Source organism: Amycolatopsis sp. NPDC043885, from assembly GCF_056435685.1.
Genome location: NZ_JBWKEA010000001.1, coordinates 171,339 through 197,294 on the forward strand (window position 1 = coordinate 171,339; position 25,956 = coordinate 197,294).

General features: G+C 68.4%; 29 protein-coding genes. 13 read left to right on the forward strand and 16 right to left on the reverse strand.

The window, feature by feature from the left end:
- The first annotated feature begins 13 nt into the window (after window positions 1–13).
- From AC069I_RS00840 to AC069I_RS00850, 3 genes are all read left to right on the forward strand, one after another.
- Window positions 14–613: a hypothetical protein gene (locus tag AC069I_RS00840; RefSeq protein ID WP_478264587.1), complete on the forward strand. Its 600-nt coding sequence runs from the start codon at window positions 14–16 to the stop codon at window positions 611–613.
- Between the two features lie 84 nt (window positions 614–697).
- Entirely contained in the window at window positions 698–1,048 is a 351-nt protein-coding gene (locus tag AC069I_RS00845; protein ID WP_340684489.1) for a GntR family transcriptional regulator, read from the forward strand.
- 51 nt (window positions 1,049–1,099) lie between these two features.
- Complete coding sequence (locus AC069I_RS00850; protein WP_478234457.1) at window positions 1,100–1,315, forward strand: hypothetical protein; 216 nt, start codon at window positions 1,100–1,102, stop codon at window positions 1,313–1,315.
- A gap of 38 nt (window positions 1,316–1,353) precedes the next feature.
- On the opposite strand, the gene AC069I_RS00855 is transcribed toward AC069I_RS00850, so the two are convergent.
- The gene (locus AC069I_RS00855; RefSeq protein ID WP_478264588.1) at window positions 1,354–2,250 is read right to left on the reverse strand and encodes a DNA-3-methyladenine glycosylase family protein; all 897 of its coding nucleotides are present in this window, start codon (window positions 2,248–2,250) and stop codon (window positions 1,354–1,356) included.
- A gap of 73 nt (window positions 2,251–2,323) precedes the next feature.
- Here AC069I_RS00855 and AC069I_RS00860 point away from each other — a divergent pair, with 73 nt between their 5' ends.
- Window positions 2,324–2,776: an adenylyltransferase/cytidyltransferase family protein gene (locus AC069I_RS00860; protein WP_340684492.1), complete on the forward strand. Its 453-nt coding sequence runs from the start codon at window positions 2,324–2,326 to the stop codon at window positions 2,774–2,776.
- 125 nt (window positions 2,777–2,901) lie between these two features.
- Window positions 2,902–3,402 carry a hypothetical protein gene (locus AC069I_RS00865; RefSeq protein WP_034304893.1) on the forward strand — a complete coding sequence of 167 codons (501 nt, stop codon included), beginning with the start codon at window positions 2,902–2,904 and terminating at the stop codon, window positions 3,400–3,402.
- An 81-nt stretch (window positions 3,403–3,483) separates the two neighbouring features.
- Here AC069I_RS00865 and AC069I_RS00870 read toward each other — a convergent pair whose 3' ends face one another.
- From AC069I_RS00870 to AC069I_RS00885, 4 genes are all read right to left on the reverse strand, one after another.
- Window positions 3,484–4,524, reverse strand: coding sequence for a serine hydrolase domain-containing protein (locus tag AC069I_RS00870; RefSeq protein WP_478225203.1), 1,041 nt, complete (start codon window positions 4,522–4,524; stop codon window positions 3,484–3,486).
- Between the two features lie 58 nt (window positions 4,525–4,582).
- Window positions 4,583–5,446 (reverse strand): glycosyltransferase family 2 protein, encoded by an 864-nt coding sequence (locus tag AC069I_RS00875; RefSeq protein WP_478225202.1) that lies wholly within the window; start codon window positions 5,444–5,446, stop codon window positions 4,583–4,585.
- A gap of 288 nt (window positions 5,447–5,734) precedes the next feature.
- Complete coding sequence (locus tag AC069I_RS00880) at window positions 5,735–6,871, reverse strand: glycosyltransferase family 4 protein (protein WP_478265145.1); 1,137 nt, start codon at window positions 6,869–6,871, stop codon at window positions 5,735–5,737.
- Between the two features lie 37 nt (window positions 6,872–6,908).
- On the reverse strand, window positions 6,909–8,006 hold the full coding sequence (locus AC069I_RS00885; RefSeq protein WP_478264589.1) for a glycosyltransferase family 4 protein: 1,098 nt from the start codon (window positions 8,004–8,006) through the stop codon (window positions 6,909–6,911).
- A gap of 19 nt (window positions 8,007–8,025) precedes the next feature.
- Between AC069I_RS00885 and AC069I_RS00890 the strand changes: the two genes are divergently transcribed.
- From AC069I_RS00890 to AC069I_RS00900, 3 genes are read left to right on the forward strand one after another with little or no spacing between them, the layout of a single operon-like run.
- Window positions 8,026–8,937 carry a glycosyltransferase gene (locus AC069I_RS00890; protein WP_478264590.1) on the forward strand — a complete coding sequence of 304 codons (912 nt, stop codon included), beginning with the start codon at window positions 8,026–8,028 and terminating at the stop codon, window positions 8,935–8,937.
- Between the two features lie 32 nt (window positions 8,938–8,969).
- Window positions 8,970–11,483 carry a glycosyltransferase gene (locus tag AC069I_RS00895; RefSeq protein WP_478264591.1) on the forward strand — a complete coding sequence of 838 codons (2,514 nt, stop codon included), beginning with the start codon at window positions 8,970–8,972 and terminating at the stop codon, window positions 11,481–11,483.
- Window positions 11,476–12,564, forward strand: a complete 1,089-nt coding sequence (locus AC069I_RS00900; protein WP_478225198.1) for a glycosyltransferase family 4 protein — start codon at window positions 11,476–11,478, stop codon at window positions 12,562–12,564. Before AC069I_RS00895 ends, AC069I_RS00900 begins: the two co-directional genes overlap by 8 nt.
- A gap of 33 nt (window positions 12,565–12,597) precedes the next feature.
- Here the strand turns inward: AC069I_RS00900 and rfbD are convergent, their stop codons facing one another.
- Window positions 12,598–13,479: a dTDP-4-dehydrorhamnose reductase gene (gene rfbD, locus AC069I_RS00905; RefSeq protein WP_478225197.1), complete on the reverse strand. Its 882-nt coding sequence runs from the start codon at window positions 13,477–13,479 to the stop codon at window positions 12,598–12,600.
- 4 nt (window positions 13,480–13,483) lie between these two features.
- Window positions 13,484–14,467, reverse strand: coding sequence for a dTDP-glucose 4,6-dehydratase (gene rfbB, locus AC069I_RS00910; RefSeq protein WP_478264592.1), 984 nt, complete (start codon window positions 14,465–14,467; stop codon window positions 13,484–13,486).
- A 150-nt stretch (window positions 14,468–14,617) separates the two neighbouring features.
- Here rfbB and AC069I_RS00915 point away from each other — a divergent pair, with 150 nt between their 5' ends.
- From AC069I_RS00915 to AC069I_RS00925, 3 genes are all read left to right on the forward strand, one after another.
- Entirely contained in the window at window positions 14,618–16,153 is a 1,536-nt protein-coding gene (locus AC069I_RS00915; RefSeq protein ID WP_478264593.1) for an LCP family protein, read from the forward strand.
- 88 nt (window positions 16,154–16,241) lie between these two features.
- Window positions 16,242–17,561 (forward strand): LCP family protein, encoded by a 1,320-nt coding sequence (locus AC069I_RS00920; protein WP_478264594.1) that lies wholly within the window; start codon window positions 16,242–16,244, stop codon window positions 17,559–17,561.
- Window positions 17,562–17,570: 9 nt separating this feature from the next.
- Complete coding sequence (locus AC069I_RS00925) at window positions 17,571–18,278, forward strand: TIGR03089 family protein (protein WP_478264595.1); 708 nt, start codon at window positions 17,571–17,573, stop codon at window positions 18,276–18,278.
- A 64-nt stretch (window positions 18,279–18,342) separates the two neighbouring features.
- Here AC069I_RS00925 and AC069I_RS00930 read toward each other — a convergent pair whose 3' ends face one another.
- Window positions 18,343–18,768, reverse strand: a complete 426-nt coding sequence (locus AC069I_RS00930) for a DoxX family protein (protein ID WP_478225192.1) — start codon at window positions 18,766–18,768, stop codon at window positions 18,343–18,345.
- Window positions 18,769–18,916: 148 nt separating this feature from the next.
- Between AC069I_RS00930 and AC069I_RS00935 the strand changes: the two genes are divergently transcribed.
- The gene (locus AC069I_RS00935; RefSeq protein ID WP_478264596.1) at window positions 18,917–19,369 is read left to right on the forward strand and encodes a hypothetical protein; all 453 of its coding nucleotides are present in this window, start codon (window positions 18,917–18,919) and stop codon (window positions 19,367–19,369) included.
- Here AC069I_RS00935 and AC069I_RS00940 read toward each other — a convergent pair.
- Together AC069I_RS00940 and AC069I_RS00945 are read right to left on the reverse strand one after the other, a co-directional pair.
- A complete protein-coding gene (locus tag AC069I_RS00940) occupies window positions 19,317–19,745 on the reverse strand; it encodes a hypothetical protein (RefSeq protein ID WP_478225190.1) in 429 nt (142 codons plus the stop codon). The two genes, AC069I_RS00935 and AC069I_RS00940, sit on opposite strands and share 53 nt — an antisense overlap.
- Window positions 19,746–19,907: 162 nt before the next feature.
- Entirely contained in the window at window positions 19,908–21,080 is a 1,173-nt protein-coding gene (locus tag AC069I_RS00945) for an acyl-CoA dehydrogenase family protein (protein WP_478225189.1), read from the reverse strand.
- Window positions 21,081–21,185: 105 nt separating this feature from the next.
- On the opposite strand from AC069I_RS00945, the gene AC069I_RS00950 reads away from it, so the two are divergent.
- Window positions 21,186–22,835: a class I adenylate-forming enzyme family protein gene (locus tag AC069I_RS00950; RefSeq protein WP_478264597.1), complete on the forward strand. Its 1,650-nt coding sequence runs from the start codon at window positions 21,186–21,188 to the stop codon at window positions 22,833–22,835.
- A 3-nt stretch (window positions 22,836–22,838) separates the two neighbouring features.
- Here AC069I_RS00950 and AC069I_RS00955 read toward each other — a convergent pair whose 3' ends face one another.
- The 6 genes from AC069I_RS00955 to AC069I_RS00980 are packed head-to-tail and all read right to left on the reverse strand — an operon-like array spanning window position 22,839 to window position 25,909.
- Entirely contained in the window at window positions 22,839–23,501 is a 663-nt protein-coding gene (locus tag AC069I_RS00955; RefSeq protein WP_478264598.1) for a DUF3558 domain-containing protein, read from the reverse strand.
- Window positions 23,491–24,078 carry a DUF3558 domain-containing protein gene (locus AC069I_RS00960; RefSeq protein ID WP_478225186.1) on the reverse strand — a complete coding sequence of 196 codons (588 nt, stop codon included), beginning with the start codon at window positions 24,076–24,078 and terminating at the stop codon, window positions 23,491–23,493. Before AC069I_RS00960 ends, AC069I_RS00955 begins: the two co-directional genes overlap by 11 nt.
- Window positions 24,079–24,094: 16 nt before the next feature.
- Entirely contained in the window at window positions 24,095–24,802 is a 708-nt protein-coding gene (locus AC069I_RS00965) for a WXG100 family type VII secretion target (RefSeq protein ID WP_478264599.1), read from the reverse strand.
- The gene (locus tag AC069I_RS00970; protein WP_396560340.1) at window positions 24,799–25,155 is read right to left on the reverse strand and encodes a hypothetical protein; all 357 of its coding nucleotides are present in this window, start codon (window positions 25,153–25,155) and stop codon (window positions 24,799–24,801) included. The genes AC069I_RS00965 and AC069I_RS00970 overlap by 4 nt, the downstream gene beginning before the upstream one ends.
- Complete coding sequence (locus tag AC069I_RS00975) at window positions 25,152–25,460, reverse strand: YbaB/EbfC family nucleoid-associated protein (RefSeq protein ID WP_478225183.1); 309 nt, start codon at window positions 25,458–25,460, stop codon at window positions 25,152–25,154. Before AC069I_RS00975 ends, AC069I_RS00970 begins: the two co-directional genes overlap by 4 nt.
- Window positions 25,457–25,909: a YbaB/EbfC family nucleoid-associated protein gene (locus tag AC069I_RS00980; protein WP_478225182.1), complete on the reverse strand. Its 453-nt coding sequence runs from the start codon at window positions 25,907–25,909 to the stop codon at window positions 25,457–25,459. The genes AC069I_RS00975 and AC069I_RS00980 overlap by 4 nt, the downstream gene beginning before the upstream one ends.
- Window positions 25,910–25,956 lie beyond the last annotated feature (47 nt).

Sequence of the window (25,956 nt, forward strand, 5' to 3'; positions counted from 1 at the left end):
TTAAGGGGGAATGATGCTGACGACGCTGACGCCATACCTGGACCGGGTCCGGGTCCACAGCAGCGGTGACGGTGACGGCTTCGGCTGGTTTCTGCTGATCTTGGCGATCATCGTCATCATCATCGTGATCGTGGTGATCATCGTGAAGGTCAACCAGGCCAAGAAGCCGCCGATGACCTTCCCGCAGAACCCGAACTTCGGCGGTGGCGGCCCGGCCCCCGGCTTCCCGCCGCCTCCCCCGCCCGCCGGTGGCCCCGCCCCTCAGGGCAACTGGCAGCAGCAGCCCGGTTTCCCGCCGCCTCAGCCCGGTTACGGCCAGGCGCCCGGTTTCCCGCCGCCTCCGGGCCCGGCGGGGTTCCCGCCCCCGCCCGGCGCCCCCGCGGGTTTCGCGCCACCTCCGGGCGCCCCGGCACCCAATCCGTTCGGCGCGCCCGGCATGGCTCAGCCCGGTTTCCCGCCGCCTCCCCCGCAGCCGGGGCCGCCGATCGACGGCAGCGCGGACCGTACCCAGGTCGTGTCCCCGCAGCAGCAAGCGGATGCCGGCGCCGACCGCACCCAGGTGGTCTCCCCCGCGAGCGCCGACCGGACGCAGGTCGTCCCGCCCCGCCAGTAGTCCGACTGTCCGTGAAGGCCTCCTTCCCTACCCTCAAGGTAGGCAAGGAGGCCTTCACGGCATTTCCAGCAGGGAGAAAACCGCATGGTCAGGGTCGACCCGAACTCTCCGGTCCCACCTTTCGAACAGGTCCGCACCGCCTACGCGGAGCGGATCAACGACGGCACGCTGCCCGTCGGGGCGAAACTCCCGACTGTGCGGAAACTCGCCGAAGACCTCGGCATCGCCCCGAACACGGTCGCCAAGGCCTACCGAGAGCTCGAAGAAGCGGGCCTGATCGAGACCCGTGGCAGGGCCGGGACGTTCGTGAGCGCCGTCGGTGACGAGTCCCGCGAACGGGCGAGGCAGGCGGCCGCCGACTACGCCGCGCTGACCAGGAAGCTGGGTCTCGGCCGCGACGAGGCCAAGGCGATCATCGACGCCGCGCTGGGCTGATCCACCCCTCGCGACCGCTCACGGCGATCATCCACCGGCTAACCTCACCGCATGGGAGTCTCCGTGTTGATGCTGCTGATCATCTTCCTGGTCCTCGCCGGTGTCGGCGTCGGCATCTTCTTCCTGGTGAAAGCGCTCAGCAAGCCCAAGCCCCCGATGTACCCGCCGCAGCAGTACCCGCCCCACGTCCCGCACCAGCAGCATCCTCAGCAGCCGCCGCAGTACCCGAGCCAGCAGCCCTACCCGCCGCAGGGCTGGGGCAACTGACTCCCGCATTCAGAGGACCAAATGCGGCGGTAGCGCGATCACATCGCGCGGTAGTCGCGGAGTTCGATCTTCGGCCCGAACCTCGGGCGGCGGAAGCCGGCCGTCGACAGGTAGCGAACCGCGCGCTGCCGCTGCGGTGAGTACGGCGCCAGCACCTCGGACATCCCGGCGTCGTCGAGTTTCGTGCCGACCAGCGCGTGCCCGACCATCGACGGGATGTTGTAGTCACCGAAGCTCACCGCGTCCGGGTCGCCCCAGGCGCGCTGCGCGATCTCCGCCGCGGTCCACACTCCGATGCCCGGCACTTTCCGCAGCCAAGCCCGGCCTTCGACACCCTTCAGTTCGACGGCCTTCTCCAGCCGGGGCGCGACGCGGGCCGCCGCGATCAGCGTCGTCCGCCGTTTCAGGTCCACCCCGGCGCGATGCCATTTCCAGTCCACAATGGATCGGATGGCGACGGGCGTCGGCGGCACGCGCAGCCGTGCCGGTCCAGGCCCTGGCGCCTGCTCCCCGAACCAGCAGCACAGCTCGCCCCACGACCGCAGCGCCTCGGCACTGGTCACCTTCTGTTCCAGCACGGCGAGCACCAGCGCGTCCCACACCCGGCCGGTCGAGCCGAGGCGCAGCCCCGGGTTGCGGCGGCGCGCCGTCGCGATGACGTCGTGGTGCGCGACGAATTCGGAGTCGTCGTCGTGCGCGCCCAGCATCGCCGGAACGCCTTCGAGCAGCCTGTCCGCGCCGGGTCCCCAGGCCTCCGCCTCGATCTCGCCGTCCGTGCGCCGCAGCAGCGCGAGTGTGCCCGCGCCGTCCGCGGTGTTGGCGGCCAGCCAGGTGACCCCGCCCTCGGTGCGGACGACGTTGGGCGAACGCGATCCCCGGCTCAGCGGCCCCAGGACCGCGTCCAGATCAAGCGAGAACCCAGGACGGAACAGCACACGGTGAAACTACCCGGCACTCGGCTAGGGTGAGCGGGCCACCTGAAACCGTAAGCCTATGGAGGACTGGACGATGACCGAGCGACCGGCGAAGGCCTCGATCGTCAGTGGGTACTTCAACCCGCTCCACCAGGGCCATCTCGACCTGTTCGAGTCCGCGCAGGCGCGGTCCGGCTACCTGATCGTCATCGTCAACAACGATCACCAGCAAGTCCTCAAGAAGGGCAGGGTGATCCAGACCGAGGACGTCCGGGCCCGGATCGTCCGCGCGCTGCGCATCGTCGACGACGTGTACATCGCCGTCGAGCAGGGGCCGGGCATCGACGAATCGTTCGACCAGATCCGCGCGGCGTACCCCGACACGGAGCTCGAGTTCTGCAACGGTGGCGACAGGCGCAGCATCGAAGAGCTCCCTGCCGACGAAATCGAAGCCGGGGCGCGGAACAACATCACGATGGTCTACGGCATCGGCGGCACGGATAAGGCCGACTCCAGCACGCGGATCCTCTCGGACATGGAAGCCTGACACCGACATTTGTCGGAAGACGTTTGCGGGTCTGCTGACGGCAGCCGCACCTAGGGCCTACCCTAGACAACACACAGTCGGCCCTGAACCCAGAGGGCCCCAGGTCAGTCGGGAGGCCTAGGGGAATGGACCCCCGTGCTCGGGCGGACGCCTTGCTCGCACGCGCAAGCGCGCGTGGAGCCTTCGTCGTGACACCGGACAACGCGACGTCTCCGATGGACTCCGCGAACACTCAGCAGATCCCCCGATCGGTGGTCGCCGAGATCGACCGTTCCTCGGACCCGGATACGACCACTCAGCTACCGGCTTCGTTGATCGCCGAGAACGATCACCCGCTCGCGGGAGCCGAACCGACGACGCGGCTGGACCTGCCGCCGGCGCGGGGCGAAGGCTCGACTCAGCCGCAGCCGTACCCCCGCCGTCCCGGCGCTCCCCAGCAGACCAGGCCTCTGCCGCAGGCGACGACGCCGCTCACCCGGCGGCCGCCCGCCGCGCCGGTGCAGAGTCCCCTGATCGAGCAGCCGGAGCCGGAGACGGTCGAGAACGAGGTCGGCGGCCTGGTGCCGACGGTGAAGCAGAACCCCTCGGGCCGGTCGAACCTCTCGCGCCGCCTGGACGGCATCTAGCCCCCTTCATGCGCTATGAAAGGTCCTTTCCTTGCAAATTTTGCAAGGAAAGGACCTTTCATAGCATCCGGGGCACCCACCTCAGCCGGTTTGGATCACCCGGTCGATCTCCTTGATCGCCGCTCCCCCGCCGTACGTGGCGTTGGACAGCATCGCGACGTCCAGCCCTTCGGCCGGATAGTGCCGCATCAGCGAGCAGACGCCGACGTTCCCGCCGTCCTTGTAGTAGTGCCGCACCGAGCCGTCCGGCGCCAGGACGAATTCGAGGCCGAAGCCGTACCAGACGCCGCTGCTGTGAAGCACCTGTGGCGTGAGGAACTCCTTCGTGCGCGCAGGGCTCAGGAGTCGTTCTTCGCGGATCGCCCGCAGCAGCCGGACGAGGTCGCCGACGGTGCAGTACATGCCACCATCGGGTGACCCGATCGGCGGGTAGCTGAAGATGTTCTGCTTCCAGCCGGTGACCCGCTCACCGTCCAGGAGGGGATCCCAGCCCTCGGCGACTCTCGGCTCCGGATCGCGTCGGTCGAAGAAACCCGAATCGGTCATCCCCGCACGGTCGAGCACGATCTCCCGGACGTGGTCGCGATACGGCCTACCGGTGATCTCCTCGATCACCAGCCCGGCGAGGACGTAGCCCGAATTGCAGTACCGGCAGCCCGCGCCCGGCGCGAAATTCGGTACCCGGTAAGCGAAATTGGGCAGATGGTCCCGCGTGTCGACCACCGAGTACACCGGCTTGTCGACCCACAACGCCTCGTAACTCTCGCCCGCTTCCTCGTCGGCGTCGTCGGCGATCCCGGACGTATGCGTGAGCAGCTGCCGCGTCGTCGCCCCGGGCGCGATCGCAGTGCCATCGAGGTCGATGATCTCGCCGATCGGGCGATCGAGGTCCAGCCGCCCCTCGTCGGCGAGGCGTAACGCGGCGATCGCGGTGACGACCTTCGTGATCGACGCGGTGTCGTACCGGATGTCCGGCGCGTTCGGCACCGACCAGCGGCGGCTGGCCAGGCCATACCCGTGTTCGAACAGTGTCCCGTCTCCGCGCCGGATCAGCACGACCCCGGAGAAGCCGTCCTCCCCGGCGCGTTCCGTCAGCCAGGTGTCCAGTGCGACGAAGTCCATGCACCGACGGTAACGACGGCAGGGAGCAGAGTCGCGCGAATTCCGGTGGTCGGAACCGCTACTTCCGGCGCGTTTCGAGCTTGAGCCGCAGCGCGAGACCGGCCTTCACCGCGAGCATGACCGGCTTCCACAGGAGTCCGCGGTGACGGTCCGCGAGGTAGCGGTACGCACTTTCGTGGTGCACGCGCAGCATCTTCTCCGAAGCCTGCGAAGTCGAGTGCCCGCCGATGTGTATGACGCTGGCAGAAGGCGCGTACACGTTCAGCCAGCCCGCGCGGGTCAGCCGGTCACCGAGGTCGACGTCCTCGAAGTACATGAAGTAGCGCGTGTCGAACCCGTCGACCGAGTCGAAGGCCTCGCGGCGGAACAGCTGACAGGATCCGGAAAGCCAGCCCGCCGTGCGCTCGACCGGGGTGCCGGTCTCCTGCCGGTACTGCCGCGTCCACGGGTTGCCCGGCCAGATCTTGCCGAACGCCGCGTGCCCGATCCCGCGGCCGAACGACGGCAGCAGCCGGGCCGACGGGTAGACGGTGCCGTCGAGGTCGTGGATGAGCGGACCGAACGCGCCACCGCGCGGCCAGCGCTCGGCCGCCTCGAGCAACGCGTCGAGCGAACCGGGTTCCCATTCGACGTCCGGGTTCACCACGGCGACCCAGCCGTAACTGTTGTCGAGTTCCGCGACACCCCGGTTGGCGGCCGTGCCGTAACCGACGTTCTCGCCGATCCTGAGCAGCTCGACGTTGTCCCGGCGGGCGGCCTTGTCGAGCGCGTCGTCCGTGGAGTCGTTGTCGGCGACGACGACCTGGACGTCCCGGTCCGTCGCCTTCTCGAGCGTGTCGAGGAACTTCTCCAGGGTTTCGCCGGGGAAGTACGTCACGGTCACGACGGCGAGCCCGTCGCCGTAGCTGGGGTGCTCAGTCACGCGGCCATTGTCCACCCGTCACCGAACGCGACCACGCCGCACCCACCCCAACCCACGTCGTGAGTGGTAAGGACGGTTAGAGCCAACGGTGTCTTGCGTACCTACCGGAGGTGGCTGCCGGTCGATCGCGGGTCCGTGAAGGCCTCCTTCCCTACGCTCAAGGTAGGGAAGGAGGCCTTCACGGACACCAGAACGCCGGCAACGGCACGTTAAGGCTGGCCCAGGTCCCTCGTGAGTGGAAAGGACGGCTAGAACCGTCCTTACCACTCACGAGGCCAGGAGTGAGACTCAGCCGGCCCGCCGCTGCGCGTGCCGGTACCAAGCCTTCGCGTAAGCCTCCCGATGCCGCTCCGCGGTCATCGCCCACGAGAACTCCTTCGCCCGCCGAAGCGCGGCTTCGGCCAGCTCGGCCCGCCTCGCCGGGGCATCGAGCAGCTCCGAGATGGCCGCCGCGACGTCTCCGGCGCCGACCCCGCAGTAGGCGACGGCGTCCCCGCCGACCTCCGGCAGCGAAAGCCGCCGGGTCGTGAGCACGGCCGCGCCGCACGCCATCGCCTCCAGCACCGGCAGCCCGAATCCCTCGCCGAGGCTCGGGTACGCGACCAGTTCGGAGCCGCCGAGGAAGCCGGCGAGCGTGTCGAACGGCAGGTATCCGGCCCGGATCACGCGCAGCCGGTGAGGTACGGCGTCGAGTGCGCGTTCGACCTGCGAATCCCAGCCCGGCTGCCCCGCCAGCACCAGCGCCGGCGGGTTCGGCCTGCCGATCACGGCGTGCGCGAAGCCGCGGATCAGCGCGGGCACGTTCTTGCGCGGTTCCAGCGCGCCGAGGAAGGCGACGTACGGGGTCTTCCCGAGTCCGACGGCCTGCCGCGCGGCCTCGATCTCGGCGGGCGAGGGCGGATGGAACCGGTCCGGTTCGACGCCGTGATGGATGATCTCCAATTCCGTGGTACGCACCTGGCCGACGCGCTCCAGTTCGGCTGCCGTCGCGATGCTCGGCACGACGCACAGCGTCGCGCGGCGAAGCGCCGTCGCGGTCCAGGCGCGGAAGAAACGCGCTTTGACGGAAGAGTGCAGCACCGCGTCGGTGAAGAAGGTCGCGTCGTGCAGTGTCACCACCGAAGCGGCCGGGCTGGCCAGCGGCATCGTGTAGTGCGGTGAGTGGACGACGTCGGCGGCGAGCCGCCGGACCAGCCGGGGCAGGGTCGCCTGCTCCCAGGTCAGCCTGGCCGTCCTGGTCGAGGTCGACGGCGAGGTGGGCACGATCCGCGCGCCGGGCGCCAGCCGGTCGTACAGCACCGCGTCCCGCGGCTGGCAGACGACGGTGATCCGCGCGCCGTCCTCGTCCAGCGCCGCGACCAGCGAATCCACGTAACGTCCGACGCCACCCCGGTCCGCTGGGACGGCGGTCGCGTCGATCAGCACGCGAGGGTCATCGGTCACCCTAGGAGGGTACGGCGGCTCACCGGCTCCGCGGTGAGGAACCGACAAACTGATCGCGCTGGTGGAGACCCCAAACAGCCGAAGCGGCGCGCTGCCAGGTGAACTCACTCGAACGGCTGAGACCACGGTCACGCAGCGCAGCCGCATGCTCCGAATGGTCGAGTACGTCACGAAGGGCGTCCGCAAGCGCTTGCGCCTCGCCGGCAGGCACCGCCACGCCCGCTCCCCCGGCCACCTCGACCAGGGCCGGGACGTCCGAGTGCACCACCGGCACCCCGGCCGCCATCGCCTCGATCAGCGGCAACCCGAAACCCTCCGCCCGGCTCGGCATCGCCAGCACCGACGCGCCCCGCAACGTGAACGCCAGTTCCGCGTCGCTCACCTTCCCCAGCGCCCGGACGTCGGCGCCGTGCTCGCGTGCCAGCGCCACCGGGTCGATGCCACCCCAGCCCGGCTGGCCTGCCAGCACCAACGGCACCCCGATCCGGCCGACGGCGTCGATCAGCACGTCGATGCCCTTGCGCGGCTCGATCGTCCCGATCGCGAGCACGTACCGCTCCGGCAGCGGAACCTCGGCGAACCCGGCGGGCGGCCGCACACCGTGCGGGATCACGCGCAGCGGCACCGACACCGGCACCAGCGCGGTGAGCTCGTCCGCAATCGCTTGCGTCGGCACGGTCAGCGCGGTCGCCCGCGCCGCTGCCCTCGCGATCACCGCCTTGTGCCACGCGACGCCGCGCGGGGTCAGCGTCTCGGGATGCGTCCAGGGCACGGTGTCGTGCACCGCGACCGACAGCGTCCGCCCCTTCGGCACCCGGGCGGGCGCCAGCGGCGTCGGCGCGTGGACCGCGTCGCCACCAGGCCACCACGGCAGGCCCAGCTGCCAAGCGGCGATCAGCGCCCGTGGCGGGATCGGCAGCACGCGCGGGCCTTCGACACCTTCGACGACCGCGGCCCCGACAGCGTCGACACCGGCATGCCGGGCTACCACGCTCGACACCGTCCATCCCGGCGGCGCGGTCTCGGCGAGCGCCCGCAGCAGTTCACCGGTGTAGCGGCCGGTCCCGCCGGGGACCGGCGCCAGCAGCTGCTCGGCGAGCACGACCAGTTCGGGCATGGTCTCTATTCTCTCTGGAATGACCAGCACCACCGTCGTCGTGGTCACCTGGCGCGGCGCCGCGCACATCACCGCCTGCCTCGACGCCCTCGCCGCACAATCCCGCCCGCATCAGACGCTGGTCGTCGACAACGCCTCCAACGACGGGACGGCCGCCCTCCTCGCCGCCCATCCCTCGAAGCCCGCGGTGCTCCGGCTGCGGCGCAACACCGGTTACGCGGGCGCCATGGCCGCCGCACTCGACAAAGTGGACACTCCGCTGATGGCCTGGCTGAACGACGACGCCACGCCGACCTCGGAGTGGCTCGCGACCTGCGAAGACACTCTCGCCAAAGCTCCGCTCGCCGCCGCTGTGAGCGCCCGGCTGACGCTGGCCGACGGGACCGTCCAGTCGACCGGCGTCCGCCTGACCGCCGACGGCCACGGTGCCGACCTGCCGGAACCCGCGGACGAGGTCTTCGGTTTCTGCGGAGGCGCGGCCGTGCTGAACGTCGAGGCACTCCGTTCCGTCGGCGGCGTCCCGGCGTCCTACTTCTGTTACTACGAGGACACCGACACCGCGTGGCGGCTGCGGCTGGCGGGCTGGGACGTCGTGGGGGCCGAGGCCGAGGTCACCCATCGGCATGGCGCGAGCACCCGGCCGGGTTCGGTCCCGTTCCATCTGTGGAATGAACGCAACCGCCTGCTGACCCTCCTGCGGTGCGCTCCCCGCGCGGTGGCGATCCGCCAGCTGGTGAAGTTCGCGGTCCTGACCGCGGTACTCCCCCTTCGAGGGAAACCGGACGCGCCGAACTTCCGTCTGAGCCTCCGGTGCCGGGTACTGGGCGCGGTCGCCGCCCGCCTGCCGCGCACGCTGCTCGAGCGGCGGGCCATCGGGCGGCGGGCGACACTGGGCCGAGGCGCGGTCTGGGACGCGTGGGCGGGCAATTAAGCTTGCCCCAATCGAGAGCAGGGAGTACGGCTTTGGCGCAGGGGGAAACGCAACCGGTCGTCTCGGTGATCGTGGTGAACTACCGGGGAGCGGCCGACACCGTCACCTGCCTGCGCGCTCTCGCCGAACACGACTACCCGAACCTCGAGGTCATCTGCGTCGACAACGCCTCCGGCGGCACCGACGTGGCCGAGATCAGAGCCGCGGCCCCGGGCGTCAAGCTCGTCGAATCCCCGGTGAACTCCGGCTTCGCGGGAGGCTGCAACCTCGGCGCGCGGCACGCCACCGGCACCGTCCTCGCCTTCCTCAACAACGACGCCCGCCCGGCTCCTGGCTGGGTCGGCGCGGCAGTGGCCGAGCTGCGCGCGCAGCCGACGGTCGCCGCGGTGGCCAGCAAGGTCCTCGACTGGGACGGCACCGGCACCGACTTCGTCGACGCGGGCCTCACCTGGTTCGGCATGGGCTACAAGCGCCACGCGGGCAGCCCCCTGGCCGACGTCCCCGCCGCCGAACACGAGATCGCCAAGGACGTCCTGTTCGCGACGGGTTCGGCGATGTTCGTCCGCGCCGGGGTGTTCGCCGAACTCGGCGGCTTCGACGAGCGGTTCTTCATGTTCTACGAGGACGTCGACCTCGGTTGGCGCCTGAACCTGCGCGGCTGGCGCGTGCGCTACGTGCCGGAGTCGCTGACCTACCACCGGCACCACGCCACGATGTCCACAGTGGACGCACCGGACTCCGGACGCGAGACGTTCCTGCTGGAACGCAACGCCTTGGCGGCGCTGTACAAGAACCTTTCCGACGAAACGCTGGCGCGCGCGCTGCCCGCCGCGCTGGCGCTGGCCGTCCGCCGGGCGACGGCGCGCGGGGACCTCGACGCCACCCGGTTCGATCTCGCCCAGGGTGTCGGCCCGGCCGAAACCGGCCCGGTCGAGGTGCCGAGGACGACGCTGGCCGGCGTGCTGGCGATCGACCGGTTCGTCGAACTGCTGCCCTCGCTCACCGAGTCCCGCGCCACCGAACAGGCCGCCCGCGTCCGCACCGACGCCGATCTGCTTCCCTTGCTGCGCAAGGCGTTGGAGCCCGCGTATCCGCTGCCGCGCTATCTCGCCGCGCACGACGTCCTGGTCGAGACGTTCGGCATCGACGCGCTCTTCGGGCAGCGCCGGAAGGTACTGGTGATCACCGGCGACGCGATCACCGAACGGATGGCGGGCCCGGCGATCCGCGCGTGGAACATGGCCACGACGCTGGCCACCGAACACGACGTCCACCTGGTGACGGTCAATCCGCTCGCCGATCCGCCACCCGCGGCGTTCCGGGTCAGCGCGGCCACCCGGCGCGATCTGGAGACGCCGATCGCCTGGGCCGACATCATCGTCCTGCAGGGCCACGTGCTGGAACTCGCGCCCTCGCTGAAGAATCAGTACGCGCACAAGATCGTGGTCGCGGATCTGTACGACCCGATGCACCTCGAACTGCTCGAACAGGGCAAGGGCGTTCCCGACGACAAGCGGGCACTGGACCTCATCGGGGTCACCAAGGTCCTCGACGCGCAGCTGGAACGCGGCGACTTCTTCCTGTGCGCCTCGGAGCGTCAGCGGCACTTCTGGCTGGGCCATCTCGCCGCGATGGGCAGGCTGTCGCCGCGGCTGTACGATGCCGACCCGACCACCCAGTCGCTGCTGTCGATCGTCCCGTTCGGCCTGCCGCCGCAGGCACCGGTGCGCACCGGCCCCGGCCTCCGGTCCACTTTGGACGGTATCGGCGAGACCGACCACGTCGTGCTGTGGGCGGGCGGCGTCTACAGCTGGTTCGACCCGCTGACCCTGGTCCGGGCGATCGAACAGCTGCGACAGCGCCGCGGCGACGTCCGCCTGGTGTTCCTCGGGATGAAGCATCCCAACCCCGAGGTCACCGAGATGGACATCGGCGCGCGCACGATGCTGCTGTCCGACACGCTCGGGCTCACCGGCAAGCACGTGTTCTTCAACCAGCAGTGGGTGCCGTACGAGGAGCGCCAGAACTGGCTGCTCGACGCGAACTGCGGCGTCACCACGCATTACGAGCACGTCGAGACGACGTTCGCGTTCCGGACGCGGGTGCTGGACTACCTGTGGGCCGGGCTCCCGATCGTCACCACCGACGGTGACTCGTTCGCCGACCTGGTCCGCGAGGAACGGCTCGGCGTCGTCGTCCCGGCCGAAGACGTGGACGCGCTGGCCGACGCGCTCGAAAAGGCGTTGTACGACGAGGAGTTCGCCGCGGGCTGTGTCGAGCGAATGACCGCGGTCGCCCGGCGTTATGCCTGGCCGGAGGCCCTGAAACCGCTGGTGGAGTTCTGCCGGAACCCGCGGCCCGCCGCCGACCGGCTACCCGGCTCCGGCGACCTCGTGGTCGCCGAACCGGTGCGCGGCAAGGAAATGCTGCGCCGCGACGTCGGCCTGATCCGCGAGTACCTCGCCGACGGCGGCCCGAAGGAGCTCGCGCGGCGCGTCGGCGGCCGCGTGGTCAAGGTCGCCAAGCAGAGGCTCGGCCGTGGCTGACCGCCCCTTGCGCGTCCTGCTCGACGGGACCCCGCTTCTCGGTGCCAGGACGGGTATCGGCCGGTACACCGTCGCGCTGTCCGAAGAGCTCGCCTCGATGTCCGAAGTGGACACTCGTGCGGTCGCGTTCACGTTGCGCGGCTGGCGACGGCTGCGGCACGTGCTCCCGCACGGCGTCCGGGCGCGCGGCATGCCGGTGGCGGCGCGGCTCCTGCGCAAGGCGTGGCTGCGTTCGCAACTGCCGCCGGTGGAGCTGTTCGCCGGGCCGACGGATGTCGTGCACGGCACCAATTTCGTGCTGCCCGGCCGGTTCCGCGCCGCGGGTGTGGTGACCATCCACGATCTGGCCTTTTTGGACGCTCCCGAGGAGCTCGCGCCGAGCGATCACGAGCTGCCGCGGCTGGTGCGGCGCGGCGCCCGGCTCGCCGACGCGATCTGCACGCCCACCAACGCCGTCGCCGACCAGGTCGCCGAACGGCTCGACGTGGACCGCGGCAAGATCATCGTCACCCCGCTAGGCGTGAACCCGGCCTGGTTCACCGCCCGCCCGCCGGACCCGGAACGCCGCAAGGAACTCGGGCTCCCGGACAAGTACCTGCTCTTCGCCGGCGCCCCCGGGCCCAGGAAGGGCCTGCACTGGCTTCGGCAGGCGCACGAGGCCGCGCCGGATCTGCCGGACCTGGTGTTCGTCGGTCCCGGTTCGTTCGCGGTGGGCTCTCGTTCGCGGCACGTCGGCTACCTGTCGGACGTGAACCTCCGGCGGGTCGTCGCCGGGGCCAGCGCACTGGTGCTGCCGTCGCGCGACGAAGGCTTCGGGCTCCCGGTGCTGGAAGCGCTGGCGTCGGACGTCCCCGTGGTGTGCACGGACATCCCGGCGCTGCGCGAGGTCGCGGGGAACTGCGCGAGCCTGGTCCCCTACGAGGACGTCGACGGGCTCGTGGAGGCGCTGCGGATCGCCGTCAGCGACCCGCACGCCGTGGCCACTTCGGCCGCGCGCCGCGCGCACGTCGCGAACTTCACCTGGCGCGCGTGCGCCGAACTCACCGTCGCCGCGTACCGCCAGGCGAGCACGAAGCACTGACCTCCGTATTTCGTCCTCTGAATGCGAGCGGGGTCAGGAAGCGAAGTAGGCCTTCAGTGCGTCAGGCCAACCCCGAAGCGGCGTAAGACCCGCCTCGCGCCACGACGCGTTCGACAGCACCCCATATGCCGGGCGCGCCGCCGGACGCGGGAACTCCGCCGTCGTGCAAGGCTTCACGCGCGCCGGATCCGCGCCCAGCTCCGCGAAGATCGCCTTCGCGAACCCGCACCACGTCGTCGACCCGCCACCCGTGCAGTGCAGTACCCGCTGCGACGGCCCAGCACCGGCGGCGACCCGGCCCGCCAGCTCCAGCAGGCCCGCGGCGAGGTCACGGGACCAGGTCGGCGAACCGGTCTGATCGTCCACTACGGACAGTTCGTCGCGCTCCTTTTCCAGCCGTGCCATGGTTTCCACGAAGTTCGACCCGGCCTTGCCGTACACCCAGGACGTCCGCACGATCCACGAACGGGCACCCGAACCGAGCAGTGCGTCCTCCCCTGCCGCCTTCGTCCGGCCGTAGGCGTTGAGCGGGCCCAGCAGATCATCGGTCTCGTACGGCGAAGTCGCGTCGCCCGCGAACACGTAATCCGTCGACACGTGGATGAGCGGCACCCCGCGCGACGAGCACGCCGCGGCGAGTACCCGGGGACCGTCGGCGTTCACCGCGAACGCCCGCTCCTCATCGGTTTCCGCCGCGTCGACCGCGGTGTACGCCGCCGCGTTGATCACCACCGGCGACGTTCCCGCCGCCCGCGCCCGGCCGGCCAGCTCGGTCACCGCGGCGACGACCTGACCGGTGTCGCGCACGTCCAGCTCAGACGACGACGGGGTCGTGGCGTCGATGGAGTCCACAGCCAGTGCCGCGAGGTCCCGCCCCAGCTGCCCGGATCCGCCCGGTACGAGAATGCTCAGCACTTCTTCACTCCCCCGCGCGCTTCTTCAGCGGCTCCCACCAAGACCGATTCTCGTTGTACCAGGCGACAGTGTCGGCCAGACCGTCCTCAAAGGACTTCCGCGGCGCGTAACCGAGCTCCCGCGAGATCTTGGTGATGTCGACGGAGTACCGGCGGTCGTGTCCCTTGCGGTCCTCGACCGGCTCGACGCTGTCCCAGCCGGCGCCGACGGCGGCCAGGAGCCGCTCGGTCAGCTCGCGGTTGGTCAGTTCGGTGCCGCCGCCGATGTTGTAGACCTCGCCCGGCCTGCCGCCGTCGGCGACGAGCTGGATGCCGTTGCAGTGATCGTCCACGTGCAGCCAGTCACGCACGTTGAGCCCGTCGCCGTAGAGCGGGACCTTCTTGCCGTCGAGCAGGTTGGTCACGAAGAGCGGGATGACCTTTTCGGGGAATTGGTACGGACCGTAGTTGTTCGAGCACCTCGTGACACAGACGGGCAATCCGTGCGTACGGAAGAACGAACGGGCCAGCAGATCCGAGGACGCCTTCGACGCCGAGTACGGCGAATTCGGCTCCAGCGCGTGGTCCTCGCCCCAGGATCCGTTGTCGATCGAGCCGTAGACCTCGTCGGTGGACACGTGGACGAACTTCCCGACCTGCGCCTCGAGCGCGGCCTGCAACAGGGTCTGGGTACCGAGCACGTTCGTCAGCACGAAGTCGGCCGCGCCGGCGATCGAACGGTCCACATGGGACTCGGCGGCGAAGTGCACGACCAGGTCGATACCCCGCATCAGCTCACCGACCAGGGCGGCGTCACAGATGTCGCCCTTTTCGAACCGGTAGCGCGGGTTGTCGCGCACGGGCTCCAGGTTCGCTTCGTTGCCCGCGTAGGTAAGCTTGTCGAGCACGATTAGCTCGGCGCCGGCCATGCTCGGGTACGCACCCGTCAGCACCTGCCGGACGTAATGCGAACCGATGAACCCGGCGCCACCGGTGACCAGCACTCGCATGCCGCGATCCTCCCTCTGCTTCATCCCGACCGGCCGAGTGTGTCACGACCGGGGCAACCTTTCACCAGCCTACGGGCGTCTAACACGAGGATCAGTAGAGTTATGGACGAGGCACGCGTGTGCCCTGGGGAGATTCGTGGAGGACCGCACGTGACCGAGTGGCCCGGGCCACCCATTCCGGCGCGCCGTGGCGGCGTCGTGGTGTTCGCTCGCCGTGGCGTGAAGGTCGTGTTCAGCCTGGTCTCGATCACGATCCTGACGCTGACCTGGTGGGGCTGGCAGTCCATCGGCGACCTGTCGCAGGGCTTCGCGACCACGAACATCTTCGAGGACGACGGTCACCCGCCGGCGAAACCGCTGGACGGCGCGATCGACATCCTGCTCGTCGGCCAGGACAGCCGCACCGACGCGCAGGGTAACCCGCTGCCGCGAGAGGTCCTCGACATGCTGCACGCCGGTGTTTCGGACGGCGAGCGCCAGACAGACACGATGATCCTGGTGCACATCCCCCAGAACGGCAAGAAGGCGGTCGCGATCTCCTTCCCCCGCGACTCGTGGGTCGAGATCACCGGCGGTTTCGGCAAGCACAAGCTCAACAGCGCGTACGTGTACGCCTACAACGACACGTCGAAGACGCTGCAGCAGCAGGGCAACACCGACCTCAAGGACGTCGACGCCAAGGCCAAGGACGCCGGTCGCAAGAACCTGATCGCGACGCTGGAGAAGTTCATCGGCAAGCCGAAGATGATCGACCGGTACGCCGAGGTGAACCTGTCGAGCTTCTACGAGATCACCAAGGCGATCGGCGGCGTCGAGGTCTGCCTCAACAACGCGGTCAAGGAGAAGAAGTCCGGCGTGGACCTGCCCGCCGGGAAGTCGACCGTCGAAGGGGTCCAGGCGCTCGCGTTCGTCCGTCAGCGGTACGACCTGCAGAACGGTGACCTCGACCGGATCGCGCGGCAGCAGGCCTTCCTGTCCGGGCTGGCGAACAAGGTCCTCTCCTCGGACGTCCTGCTCAACCCGGCGAAGATCTCGGACCTGATCGGCGCGGTGAAGAAGTCGGTCGTGCTGTCGGCGGGCTGGGATCTGCCGGAGTTCGCCGCGCAGATGCGCGGGCTGACCAGCGGCAACGTCGAGTTCCACACGATCCCGACCCAGGGCGACGCGACCATCGGCGGGGCCGCCGTGCTCCGCGTGGACCCGGCTCAGGTGCAGGCCGAGGTCGCCCGCCTGACCGCTGATGGGGAGGCGGCGCCGTCCGAGACCCCGGCCACCCTGCCGGGCGCGGAAGCGGTGACCGTCGAGCTCTTCGACGGGACAGGCTCGCCCACGGTGGCCACCGAGACCCGGACTCTGTTGCAGGGCAAGGGTTTCAAACTCGCTGCCGACACCAAGCTCAGCACCCGGAACTCGACGGTCATCCGGCACGCGCCGGGTGACGACGCCGCGCTGGACCTGATCAAGCAGGTCTTCGGCACCGCGGTGCAGGCCGAGGCGGACCGTGACGTCGCGCCCGGCAAGGTGCGGGTACTGCTCGGCAAGGACTTCAAGGGCGCGTCCACCGGCGCGGCCACGCCGCCGGCGAAGACGTCGGCGCCCTCGAAGCCGGCTCAGCCGCCCTCCAGCGCTCCGGCGGCGCCCACCTCGAAGCCGATCGTCGCGGGCAATGTGCCCTGCGTCAATTAATTCCGGGTACTCAGCGTGGCCGCCCTCACGGTGGCTTAGCCTTCTCCTACGATCGGACCAGCTGCAGCGCCAGGGGAGGTGATCAGGGATGAGCGACGAGGACAAGAGCGTCAACGAACGTTCTGAGCACTTGGACGCCGAAGAGCCGAAGTCCGAAGAGGACGGCAATTCGGACACCGAGAGTGACGAAAAGCCCGTCCCGACGCCGTACCCGCGGAATCCGCCGCTCCCTCAGCCGTCGGCCCCCGCAGAGGACGAAGACGAACCGAGTGCGGGTGTGCTCGACGTGCCCGAGCGCCCGCTGCGCCGCGCCGGCCGGATCACCCGGCGGATCGCGGTCGGCCTCGTGTCCCTTCTCGCCCTCGGCACGACGGGCTACGCGTACGTCACCAAGGACCAGTTGCAGAACAACGTCCCCACGACGAACGCCCTGAGCAAGGCCGACGATCCCGCCGCACCGCCCGCCGACGACGGCGCGACCGACATCCTCCTGGTCGGCAGCGACGCGCGGACCGACGCACAGGGCAACCCGCTGCCTCTCCGCATGCTCAAGCAGCTGCGCACCGAGGACAAGGCCGGCGTCAACACCGACACCATCATCATCCTCCGCATTCCGAAGAACGGCGGGAAACCGTCCGGCGTCTCGATCCCGCGCGATACCTGGACCGAGATCCCCGGTCGCGGTCCGAACAAGATCAATTCGGCGTACGGCGTCGCGAAGAACAACTACGCGAACGCCCATCGGGGTGAAATCGATCAGGCGAAACTCGAACGTGATTCCGACCAGGAAGGCCGCAAGGCACTGGTCCAGACCGTTCAGGAACTGACGCAGATCCGCATCGACCACTACGCCGAGGTCAACCTGCTCGGGTTCTACCTCCTGACCGAGGCGCTGGGCGGCGTCAAGGTCTGCCTGAATCACGCGACCGAGGACAAGGACTCCGGCGCGAACTTCCGGCGCGGCGAACAGACCGTGTCGGGCGGCGAGGCGCTTTCCTTCGTGCGGCAGCGGAAGAACCTGCCGCGCGGCGACCTCGACCGCATCGTGCGGCAGCAGACGTTCCTGTCCTCGGCGCTGAATCAGGTGCTTTCGGCGGGGACGCTGACCAGCCCTTCGACGATGGCGGGACTGATGGACGTCGTGCGCCGCTCGATCGTCCTGGACGAAGGACTGGACCTGCTGGAGTTCGCGCAGCAGGCGAAGGGGATCGCGTCGGGCGACCTGACGTTCACGACCATCCCGGTGGTGAACATCAACGGCCGCAGTGCGGACGGCCAGAGCATCGTCGAGATCGACCCAGCCGCCGTGCGGAGCTTCGTCTCCGGTCTGGCGGGCAGGGGCGGCGGTGGCGGCGCTCCCGGCGCGGCTCCGGTGCTCGCCGCGTCGAGCGTTCCCTGCGTGAACTAACGTCGTGGCGTGAGCCTCACCGAATTGCTGCTGCGGCCCGTACTCGGGTCGCCCGCGAAACCGCTGATCACGCACTACGACGACAAGCAGGGCAGCCGGGTCGAACTGTCCGTGGCGACCACGGTGAACTGGGCGGCCAAGACGGCGAACTGGCTGGTCGACGAGTTCGACGTCGAACCCGGGGACGAGGTCGCCGTGGTACTGCCGTCGCATTGGCAGACCGCCGGTGTCCTGCTGGGCGCGTGGTGGTGCGGCGCCAGGGTGGTGACGGAGACCGCGGGCGCACGGGTGGCGTTCGTCGCGCCGGGCGGGGCGTCCGACGCGGCCGCCACGGCCGTCGTCTCGCTGCACCCGATGGGTCTCGGGCTGCCCGCCGGTTCCGTACCGGACGGCGCGCTGGACTACCTGACCGAAGCCCGGCTTTCGGGTGACCAGTTCAGCCCGCTGTTCCCCGTGCCCGGCGACACTCCGGCACTGGGTTCGTCCACTGTGGACGAAGTGCTCGCCGAAGCCCGCTCTCGCGCTTCCGCTGCGGGCCTGTCCGCCGAGGATCGCGTTCTGTCCACTGTGGAGTGGGAAGGCGAGGAAGGGATTCTCGCGGGCTTTCTCACGCCGTTGGCCGCGGGTGCGCATCTGGTCCAGGTCACCGACGCGGATCCGGCCAAACTCGCTTCCCGGCGCGAAGCCGAGCGGACGACGGCGGATCTACCCTCCTGAAATGCCATGAAGGGACCTTTCCTTGCGAAATTTGCAAGGAAAGGTCCCTTCATAGCATCCGGAGTCAGGCGTCCTGGAGCTGCTTCGCCTCACGCTTGCGCCCGAAAAGCGCGTGGTCGAGCGACAGCTTGCCGGCGTTGAAACCGAGCGCGAGCCCGGCGACCGCCAGGACGAGGACAAGTTCGTAACCGCCCTGACCGGTGAGGCCGTTGTCGAGGTGCACCGAGAGCAGAGCACCGACGGAGACCACGACGAAGCCGAGGCCCACCAGCGGCGTCAGGAAACCGACGATGAACAAGATCCCGCCCACGATCTCCACCGCGATCGCGAAGATCGCCGCGAGCGTCGGCAGCGGGATTCCGGTCTGCTCGAAGAACTTCGCGGTGCCGTCGATCCCGTTTTCCCACTTCTGCAGGCCGTGTGCGAGGAAGACCACACCGACCCCGATCCGGCCGAGCAGGAGGGCGACATCCTTGAAACGAGCGAACATCGGGTATCAGCTTTCTGGTCGGTGAATATTCAACTTACTCGGATCACGGTAAGGCACCGGGCGGCTCCGATGGCACCTCCGGAGCGTGATCGACAGGTACCCGACAGGAAGCGGACCCGGTCGTTTCCGGTACGGCAGACTCTCGTCCGTGACGGACGAACGGCTGGCCGGCCTGTGGTCGGATGAAATCCTGCATCCCGGCAGCGTCGAGTCCGTGGACCTGGTGTTCCGCCGCGACGGCTCCGGATGGCTCTACTGGTCGAGCTGGAGCACCGAGTTCGCGGTGTCCCGCTTCACCTGGGCGAGCGCGGGCGACCTGGTCTTGAAGTTCCATCGCACCCTCGAGGGCACGTGGTCGATCGACAACGGTGTCACCCGTCACGACGTCGAGTCCGACGAGAAGGAGGAGTCCGTCATCGAGCTGGGGTACGAAATCGCGCCTGGCCAAGACCCGTTCGGCACCCCCGTGACCCTGCTCTCACTGGACCGTCCGCTGATCGAGCACCTGGCGGGTTCGCAGTTCGCGTGGGTCGAGAAACCGCGGTCGCTCAGCGACCCGTCCGCCGATGCTCCGCGGCCAGACCCGTCCAGCCCCCACTGACGGCCAGCACCTCGAGCACCCGCTCGGCCTGCTCCGCGAATCCGGCCAGATCGGCGTGCAGCAACGCTATCCGCTCGGCGTCGAGCGGAACCTCGTCGTCGGCCCACAGTTCGATCACCGTGCTGACGGTCCACACGAGGAACTGGATGATCCGGATGAACCCCTCCGACGGCTCGTCGACAGCCTCGCGGTAGCCCGTCTCGATCTCGTCGCAGGCCGCGACCAGCTCACGCAACGGCCTGACGACGTCGGCCGCCGTCCCGTCCCACGCGGCCGACGGCCACATGCGATCCCCGAGTTCGAGCCACAACCGCCAGCCGGCGATCAGCTCGGCCTCGTCGTGCGGTGTCCACGACACCGGTGCGAACCAGAACATCTTTCGAGAGTGACATCGGCGGTCCATGATCGCCGTACTTCCGTGAAGCATCTCACCGAGGGGCGATCTCACCTGCGCATTTCGTCACCTGAATGCGAGCCCCGAAGCGCGTGAAGGCCCCCTCGGCTGAGCCGAGGAAGGGGGCCTTCACGCGGGAACGAATCAGCCCTTGAGCAGGGCGCGGGCCATGACCATGCGCTGGATCTGGTTGGTGCCTTCGTAGATCTGGGTGATCTTCGCGTCGCGCATCATGCGCTCCACCGGGAAGTCACGCGTGTAGCCCGCGCCACCGAAGAGCTGCACGGCGTCCGTCGTCACCGACATCGCGATGTCCGACGCGTACGCCTTCGCGGCCGCGGCCATGTAGCCGCCGCGCTTGTCGCCACGCTCGGTCGCCGCGGCGGAGGCGTAGACGAGGTTCCGGGCGGCTTCGATCTTGATGCCCATGTCGGCCAGCATGAACTGGACGCCCTGGAACTCCGAGATCGACTTGCCGAACTGCTTGCGCTCCTTGACGTACGCGATCGACGCGTCGAGCGCGCCCTGCGCGATGCCCAGCGCCTGCGCGCCGATGGTCGGGCGGGTGTGGTCGAGGGTGCGCAGCGCGGTCTTCAGGCCGGTGCCGGGCTCGCCGATGATGCGGTCGGCCGGGATGGTGCAGTTCTCGAAGTGGATTTCGCGGGTCGGCGAGCCCTTGATGCCGAGCTTCCGCTCCTTCGAGCCGACGGTGAAGCCGGGGTCGTCCTTGTGCACGACGAACGCGGAGATGCCGTTGGCCTTCTTTTCGGCGTTCGGGTCGGTCACCGCCATCACGGTGTACCAGGACGATTCACCCGCGTTGGTGATCCAGCACTTGGTGCCGTTCAGCACCCAGTGGTCGCCGTCGAGCTTCGCGCGGGTGCGCATCGACGCGGTGTCCGAGCCGGCTTCGCGCTCCGAAAGCGCGTACGACGCCGACGCTTCACCGGAGGCGATCGACGGCAGCACCAGCTTCTTGAGGTCTTCCGACGCCGAAAGAATGATCGGCACCGTGCCCAGCTTGTTCACCGCCGGGATCAACGACGCCGACGCGTCGACACGCGCGACCTCCTCGATCACGATGCAGGCGGCGATGGCGTCCGCGCCCTGACCGTCGTAGGCCTCACCGATGTGGACGGCGTTGAAACCCGACTTGACCAGCGCGTTGTACGCCTCGATCGGGTAGCGCTCGTCCTCGTCGACCTCGGCCGCGTACGGCTCGATCTCCTTCTCCGCGAGGGCACGCACCGCGGCCCGCAGCTCCTCGTGCTCTTCGGCAAGCTGGTACAGACCCGGGCCGTCAGACACCTTCGTCACCTCTTCTAACCGCGTTTGGGAGTTTGACCGATGTTAGCGCTCGTTCACATTGTGCGACATCGCGAGCGCTTGTGTCTTTGACCGCAAAGTCCGTACGTTCGAGTGATGGAGCTCACCCCGTTCCCCCGGTCGCTCGACTATCCCGAGGTCCCGGTCGGCTCGGTGCTCGCCGGCGCCGCTGCCCGCTGGGGCACCCGCACGGCCTTCGCCCACAGAGGCCAGAGCCTCACCTTCGCCGAGACGTACAGCGCGGCCTGCCGCTTCGCGAACGCCCTGCGCGCCGAGGGCGTCGGGCGAGGCGACGTCGTCGCGCTCCACCTGCCGAACTGCCTGGCGTACCCGGTCGCGTACTACGGGATACTGCTCGCCGGGGCCACCTTCAGCCCGGCGAACCCGCTGCTCCCGCCGGACGACCTCGCCTTCCAGCTGGCCGACGCCGGGGCGGTCGCCGCCGTCACCGTCGGCCCCGTCGCGCGGGTACTCGCTTCGCTCCGTGACCGGACATCGGTCCGGCTGAGCATCGTCGTTCACCCGCCCGAGGCATTGGGGCAGGGAGAGGTGGAGTTCACCGAGTTCTCCTCCGCTCACTCCGACGAGCGGCCGGACGTCGAGATCGACATCTACCGCGATCTCGCCCATCTGGCGTACACCGGCGGCACCACCGGACGCTCGAAGGGCGTGTGCCTGCCGCACCGGAACGTCGTGGTCAACAGCCTTCAGAGCTCTTGCTGGCGGCTGGGCGCGGTCCCGGCCCTCGACGCGTCAGGAGAGGTGATCGTCGAGCAGCTCGGCGGTCCGGACCAATGGCCGTCCCGGATCGGCACCGGCGTCGCCCTCAACCTGACGCCGTGGTTCCACGCCATGGGCACCATCGCCGCGCTCAACGTCCCGCTGCTCGACGGCGGCACCGTCGTCCTGCAAGACCGCTTCGACCCGGCGGCGTATGTGGCCGACGCCGAACTGCTGCGGGTCACCACGATCGGCGGAGCACCGGCGCTGTTCGCCGCCTTGCTCGCCTGCCCCGAGTTTCACACAGCCGACCTGTCTTCGGTACTGACCATCGGTTCCGGCGCGGCGCCGATGAACCACGAGATGATCCGCGCCCTGCAGAAACGCTTCCCCGGAGTGATCATCACCGAGGGCTACGGCCTCACCGAGGTCACCATGGGCGCCGTCATCGCGCCGTCGTATCGCTCCGCCACCCGGAAGGTGGGCTCGGTCGGCCTTCCGCTGCCCGACACCGAGATCAAGATCGTCCCGGCCGAAGGCGGCGAAGATCCGTTGCCCGCCGGGGAAAGCGGTGAGGTGTGCCTGCGCGGCCCGCAGGTGATGACCGGCTATCGCAACCGCCCCGAGGAGACCGCGGCCGCGCTCGTCGACGGCTGGCTGCACACCGGCGACATCGGCATCCTCGACGAGGACGGCTATTTGTCCATTGTGGACCGCAAGAAGGACATGCTGCTGTACAAGGGATACAACGTCTTCCCACGCGAACTCGAAGAGCTGCTGATCACCCTGCCCGGCGTCGCCGCGGCGGCCGTCGTCGGCAAACCGGACACCGAAGTCGGCGAGCTACCGGTCGCGTTCGTGGTGCGCAGCGACGAGAACGTCACCGCCGAGCAACTCCTGGAGGCCGTCGGCGCCCGCGTCCTGCCGTACAAGCGGCTGCGGGCGATCCACTTCGTCGACCAGATCCCGGTGTCGGCCGCCGGGAAGGTGCTCAAACGGGAACTGCGGAAGCAACTCGCCGACTGACGCTCAGCGGCCGCGGAGGTTGCCGATCACCAGCTCCGCGGCCTTGAGCGCCGCCGCGCACCGATCATCGCCCCAGTACTCGGACTTGCCGTCGTTGACCTGGGAGTAGCTGAACCCCAGCAGCTCGGTGTCCGTTGCTCCGACCTCGACGGTGCAGGCACTGAGGGTGGAGCCGTTGTACTCGAAGACCGACGGGTTCCCGACCTGTTCGACCGCGGGAAGACCGTGGATCGACAACTCGCGCCACCGTGAGAACTTCGATGGATCTCGCTTGTGCTGGTCCACCCGCTCGTCAAGACCGCCCGTGGCCGCCCGGGGGATCCCCACTGTCAACGAGCCCGCGCGGAACTGGTCCCACTTGCAGGCGCGGTCATATCCGACGGAGTACCGCTCCGCTTTCACCTTGTCCGGCGGATCAGCGATCAGCGCGGCGACTTCAGCACGACCGAGAACGCCGCAAGGGTCCACGGTGAAGGAATCCAGCGGCAACGGATCTTGTACCGGCACGACCGGAATCGCAGGCCCCGTCAGGGCAGGCGAAGGTCCGTTCTCGAGAATTCTCCCGCTGCCACAACCGGCAACCAGCAAGGTCAACAGGATGCAGCCGCCCAAGCACAAAGGTCGCAAACGCCGCCCTTCCGTCACTCGCCGCAGGTCAACGGCCACGCAGATTGCCGATCACGAGCTCTGCCGCCTTGAACACGGCCGCACACCGATCAGCACCCCAATACTGAGAACTGTCTTCACCGCCGACTCGGTAGCCGAACGTGAGCGCTGCGTCATCCGCCATACCGACCACCAGATCACAAGACTTCATGTCGCCGGATAAGCGGTACTGGGCTGCGGGCAGGCCGCCGATCGACAATTCTTGCCACCCGGGGTAGAGGCCAGGGTCTCGCTCACTGAGCGCCGCCAGCTCAACGAGGGTCTTTTCTTTCCCAGCGGGAAGGCGCACGCTCAGCAATGGCCCACGCCAGACGTACCACGAACATCCTGTCGGAGCCGAATCGGCTCGACTGGGATTGACCTGATCCGGCGGATCAATGATCAGAGCCGCGACATCCTCACGCTTCAACGAGCCACAAGGATCCGCTCGAAAAGACGTAAGATCCACAGGATCCTTCACAGGAGCGAGCGGGATCGCACCTCCCACCCGAGCCGGTACGGGCGGACCATCGAGGAGTGGGTCCGGCTGGCCCAGATCGCAACCGGCGACCAGCACGGCCACCGCGAACAAGACCATGAACGCCGGCCTCATGCTATTCCGGGAACGCATCCGGCTCAACCTTCCATTGCTTCTGCTCGTCAACTCCGGAACCCGCACGCAGGTCCGGAACCTCGACGAAATTCGCTTTGATCTGCTCGAGACCGACGGCGCTCCCCTTGAAACCATTGATCACCTTGACCGCTTCGGTGAACAAGGCGACGATTCTCGTCACGAGATTCCCGAGTGCCTCGATGACCGAATCGATGACATCGGCGAAGCCGATCAGATTCACCACTGGAATGACAGAGGCAAGAGCGGCGACAAGCGCCTTCAAATCAATCTTTGCCAGCTCTCCTGCACACTCACCCAAGAATCCGATGGCCGCCGCATAGGTTTCTATCACCTTGTTCGCGATATCAGTCATCACTCCGGAAACACTGGCCACCGCCTCTTGCTCCGCCTTGAGCGCATTGGTGACGTTGGCGGCGTGCGCGACGAACTGATCGGCGGCCCGGCCGGTCCAGGTTCCGGCCAAGGACTGGACAGCGGCACCGATGTCGTCGTGTGCATCCTGAATGGTGGTGTTTCTCGCGAACCGGGAAGCGATCTCCTGGACACCTACGGCGTTTCCGAGAAGCCTTGTCCGAATGTCGTCGAGCATCAAGAATACATCAGAACGACCGACAACCGGAAGTCCGGCGAAATCACGGATCTTCTGATCTGCGGCGACCGGGTACGGCGGCAATTCACCCACGATCATCCCCCATCCTTCTCGAGGTCACGGAGGCGCTTGTAGTATTCCTCGTCCTGTGCGTCGTAATAGTCGGCGGCCTTGTCCATGGCATCGCCCACTTTGAACAAACGTTCAAAGCCGCGAGTGCTCTTCTCCTGCAATTCGGCGATCATCCCGTTGAAGGCTTCGATGATGCCTGATTGCTCACCGAGCAGGCCGACGTCGTGAACGCCAAGCCGCAGTCCGTCGATATCGACATCGGCGAAATCACGAAGGCGACCCGCGGCATGAAAAACATCCTCGGTCGCCCTCCGAAGGGCTTCCGGGTAGACCTCATACCCCGAGCCTCCGGAGTCGAGTGGATCGAACGGACCACTCATCGAAGCCGCCCCCTTGCCGCTTCCTCGATCACCGAGTCACGCCTCGTGCGCACTTCACTCTCCGCGTCATTGATCGCCCGAAGGACGTGCCGGGCCAGGCTTGCCTCTGTCTGCGTCTCGACGGCATCGGGGTCCAAGTCGACTGAGGTCAACGTCCCCTTTCCGTCCACCGTGACCGTTCCGAGTCCCGCTGCGATACGCCAAGTCAGCATCGCCGTCCGGCCTGTTTCCGCGGCCTCCTCGATCGCGATTACTCTGGCATCGATCTCCTTGGCCAGGTGATACAACCTGTCGTGAGTGTTCACCGGTGTCCGCCCTGATCGTCGGGATCGTCATCGGAGAGAAAGTCGACCTGATCGAAACTCTCTTCGTAAGGCGCTTCGTCTCGCACGCTCCGAGAACGCCGAGGTCCAGCGGGCGCCGGCTGGGCTGAACCCGGTATCGCCCGGTCAGCAGGCAGGTATGCCGACGCCGGCTTGTTTCCGAGCAGGGCCGCCAGCTCTGGTGCCGCAGCCGAGTGCGCGACGCCACGCGCGGCCTGGACGGCCTGCACGATGCTGTTTCCGAGCAGCTGAGGGTGTGCGCGGTCCAGTGCGTGGTCCGAGATCCGCAGATCGACGAGTTCGCCGCGTCCGGTCACCGTCGCGGCCACCGCCTGATCCGCGGACCGTCCGATGTGCACGGTCCCCGTGAGTCGGGCTTCCATGGCCCGCACCCGATCGCGAAACACTCGCGGATCCTGCGGCGCCGTCATGACGGCATCACAAAGCAAAGCATCGTGCTCCCTCCTCCACCACCGGA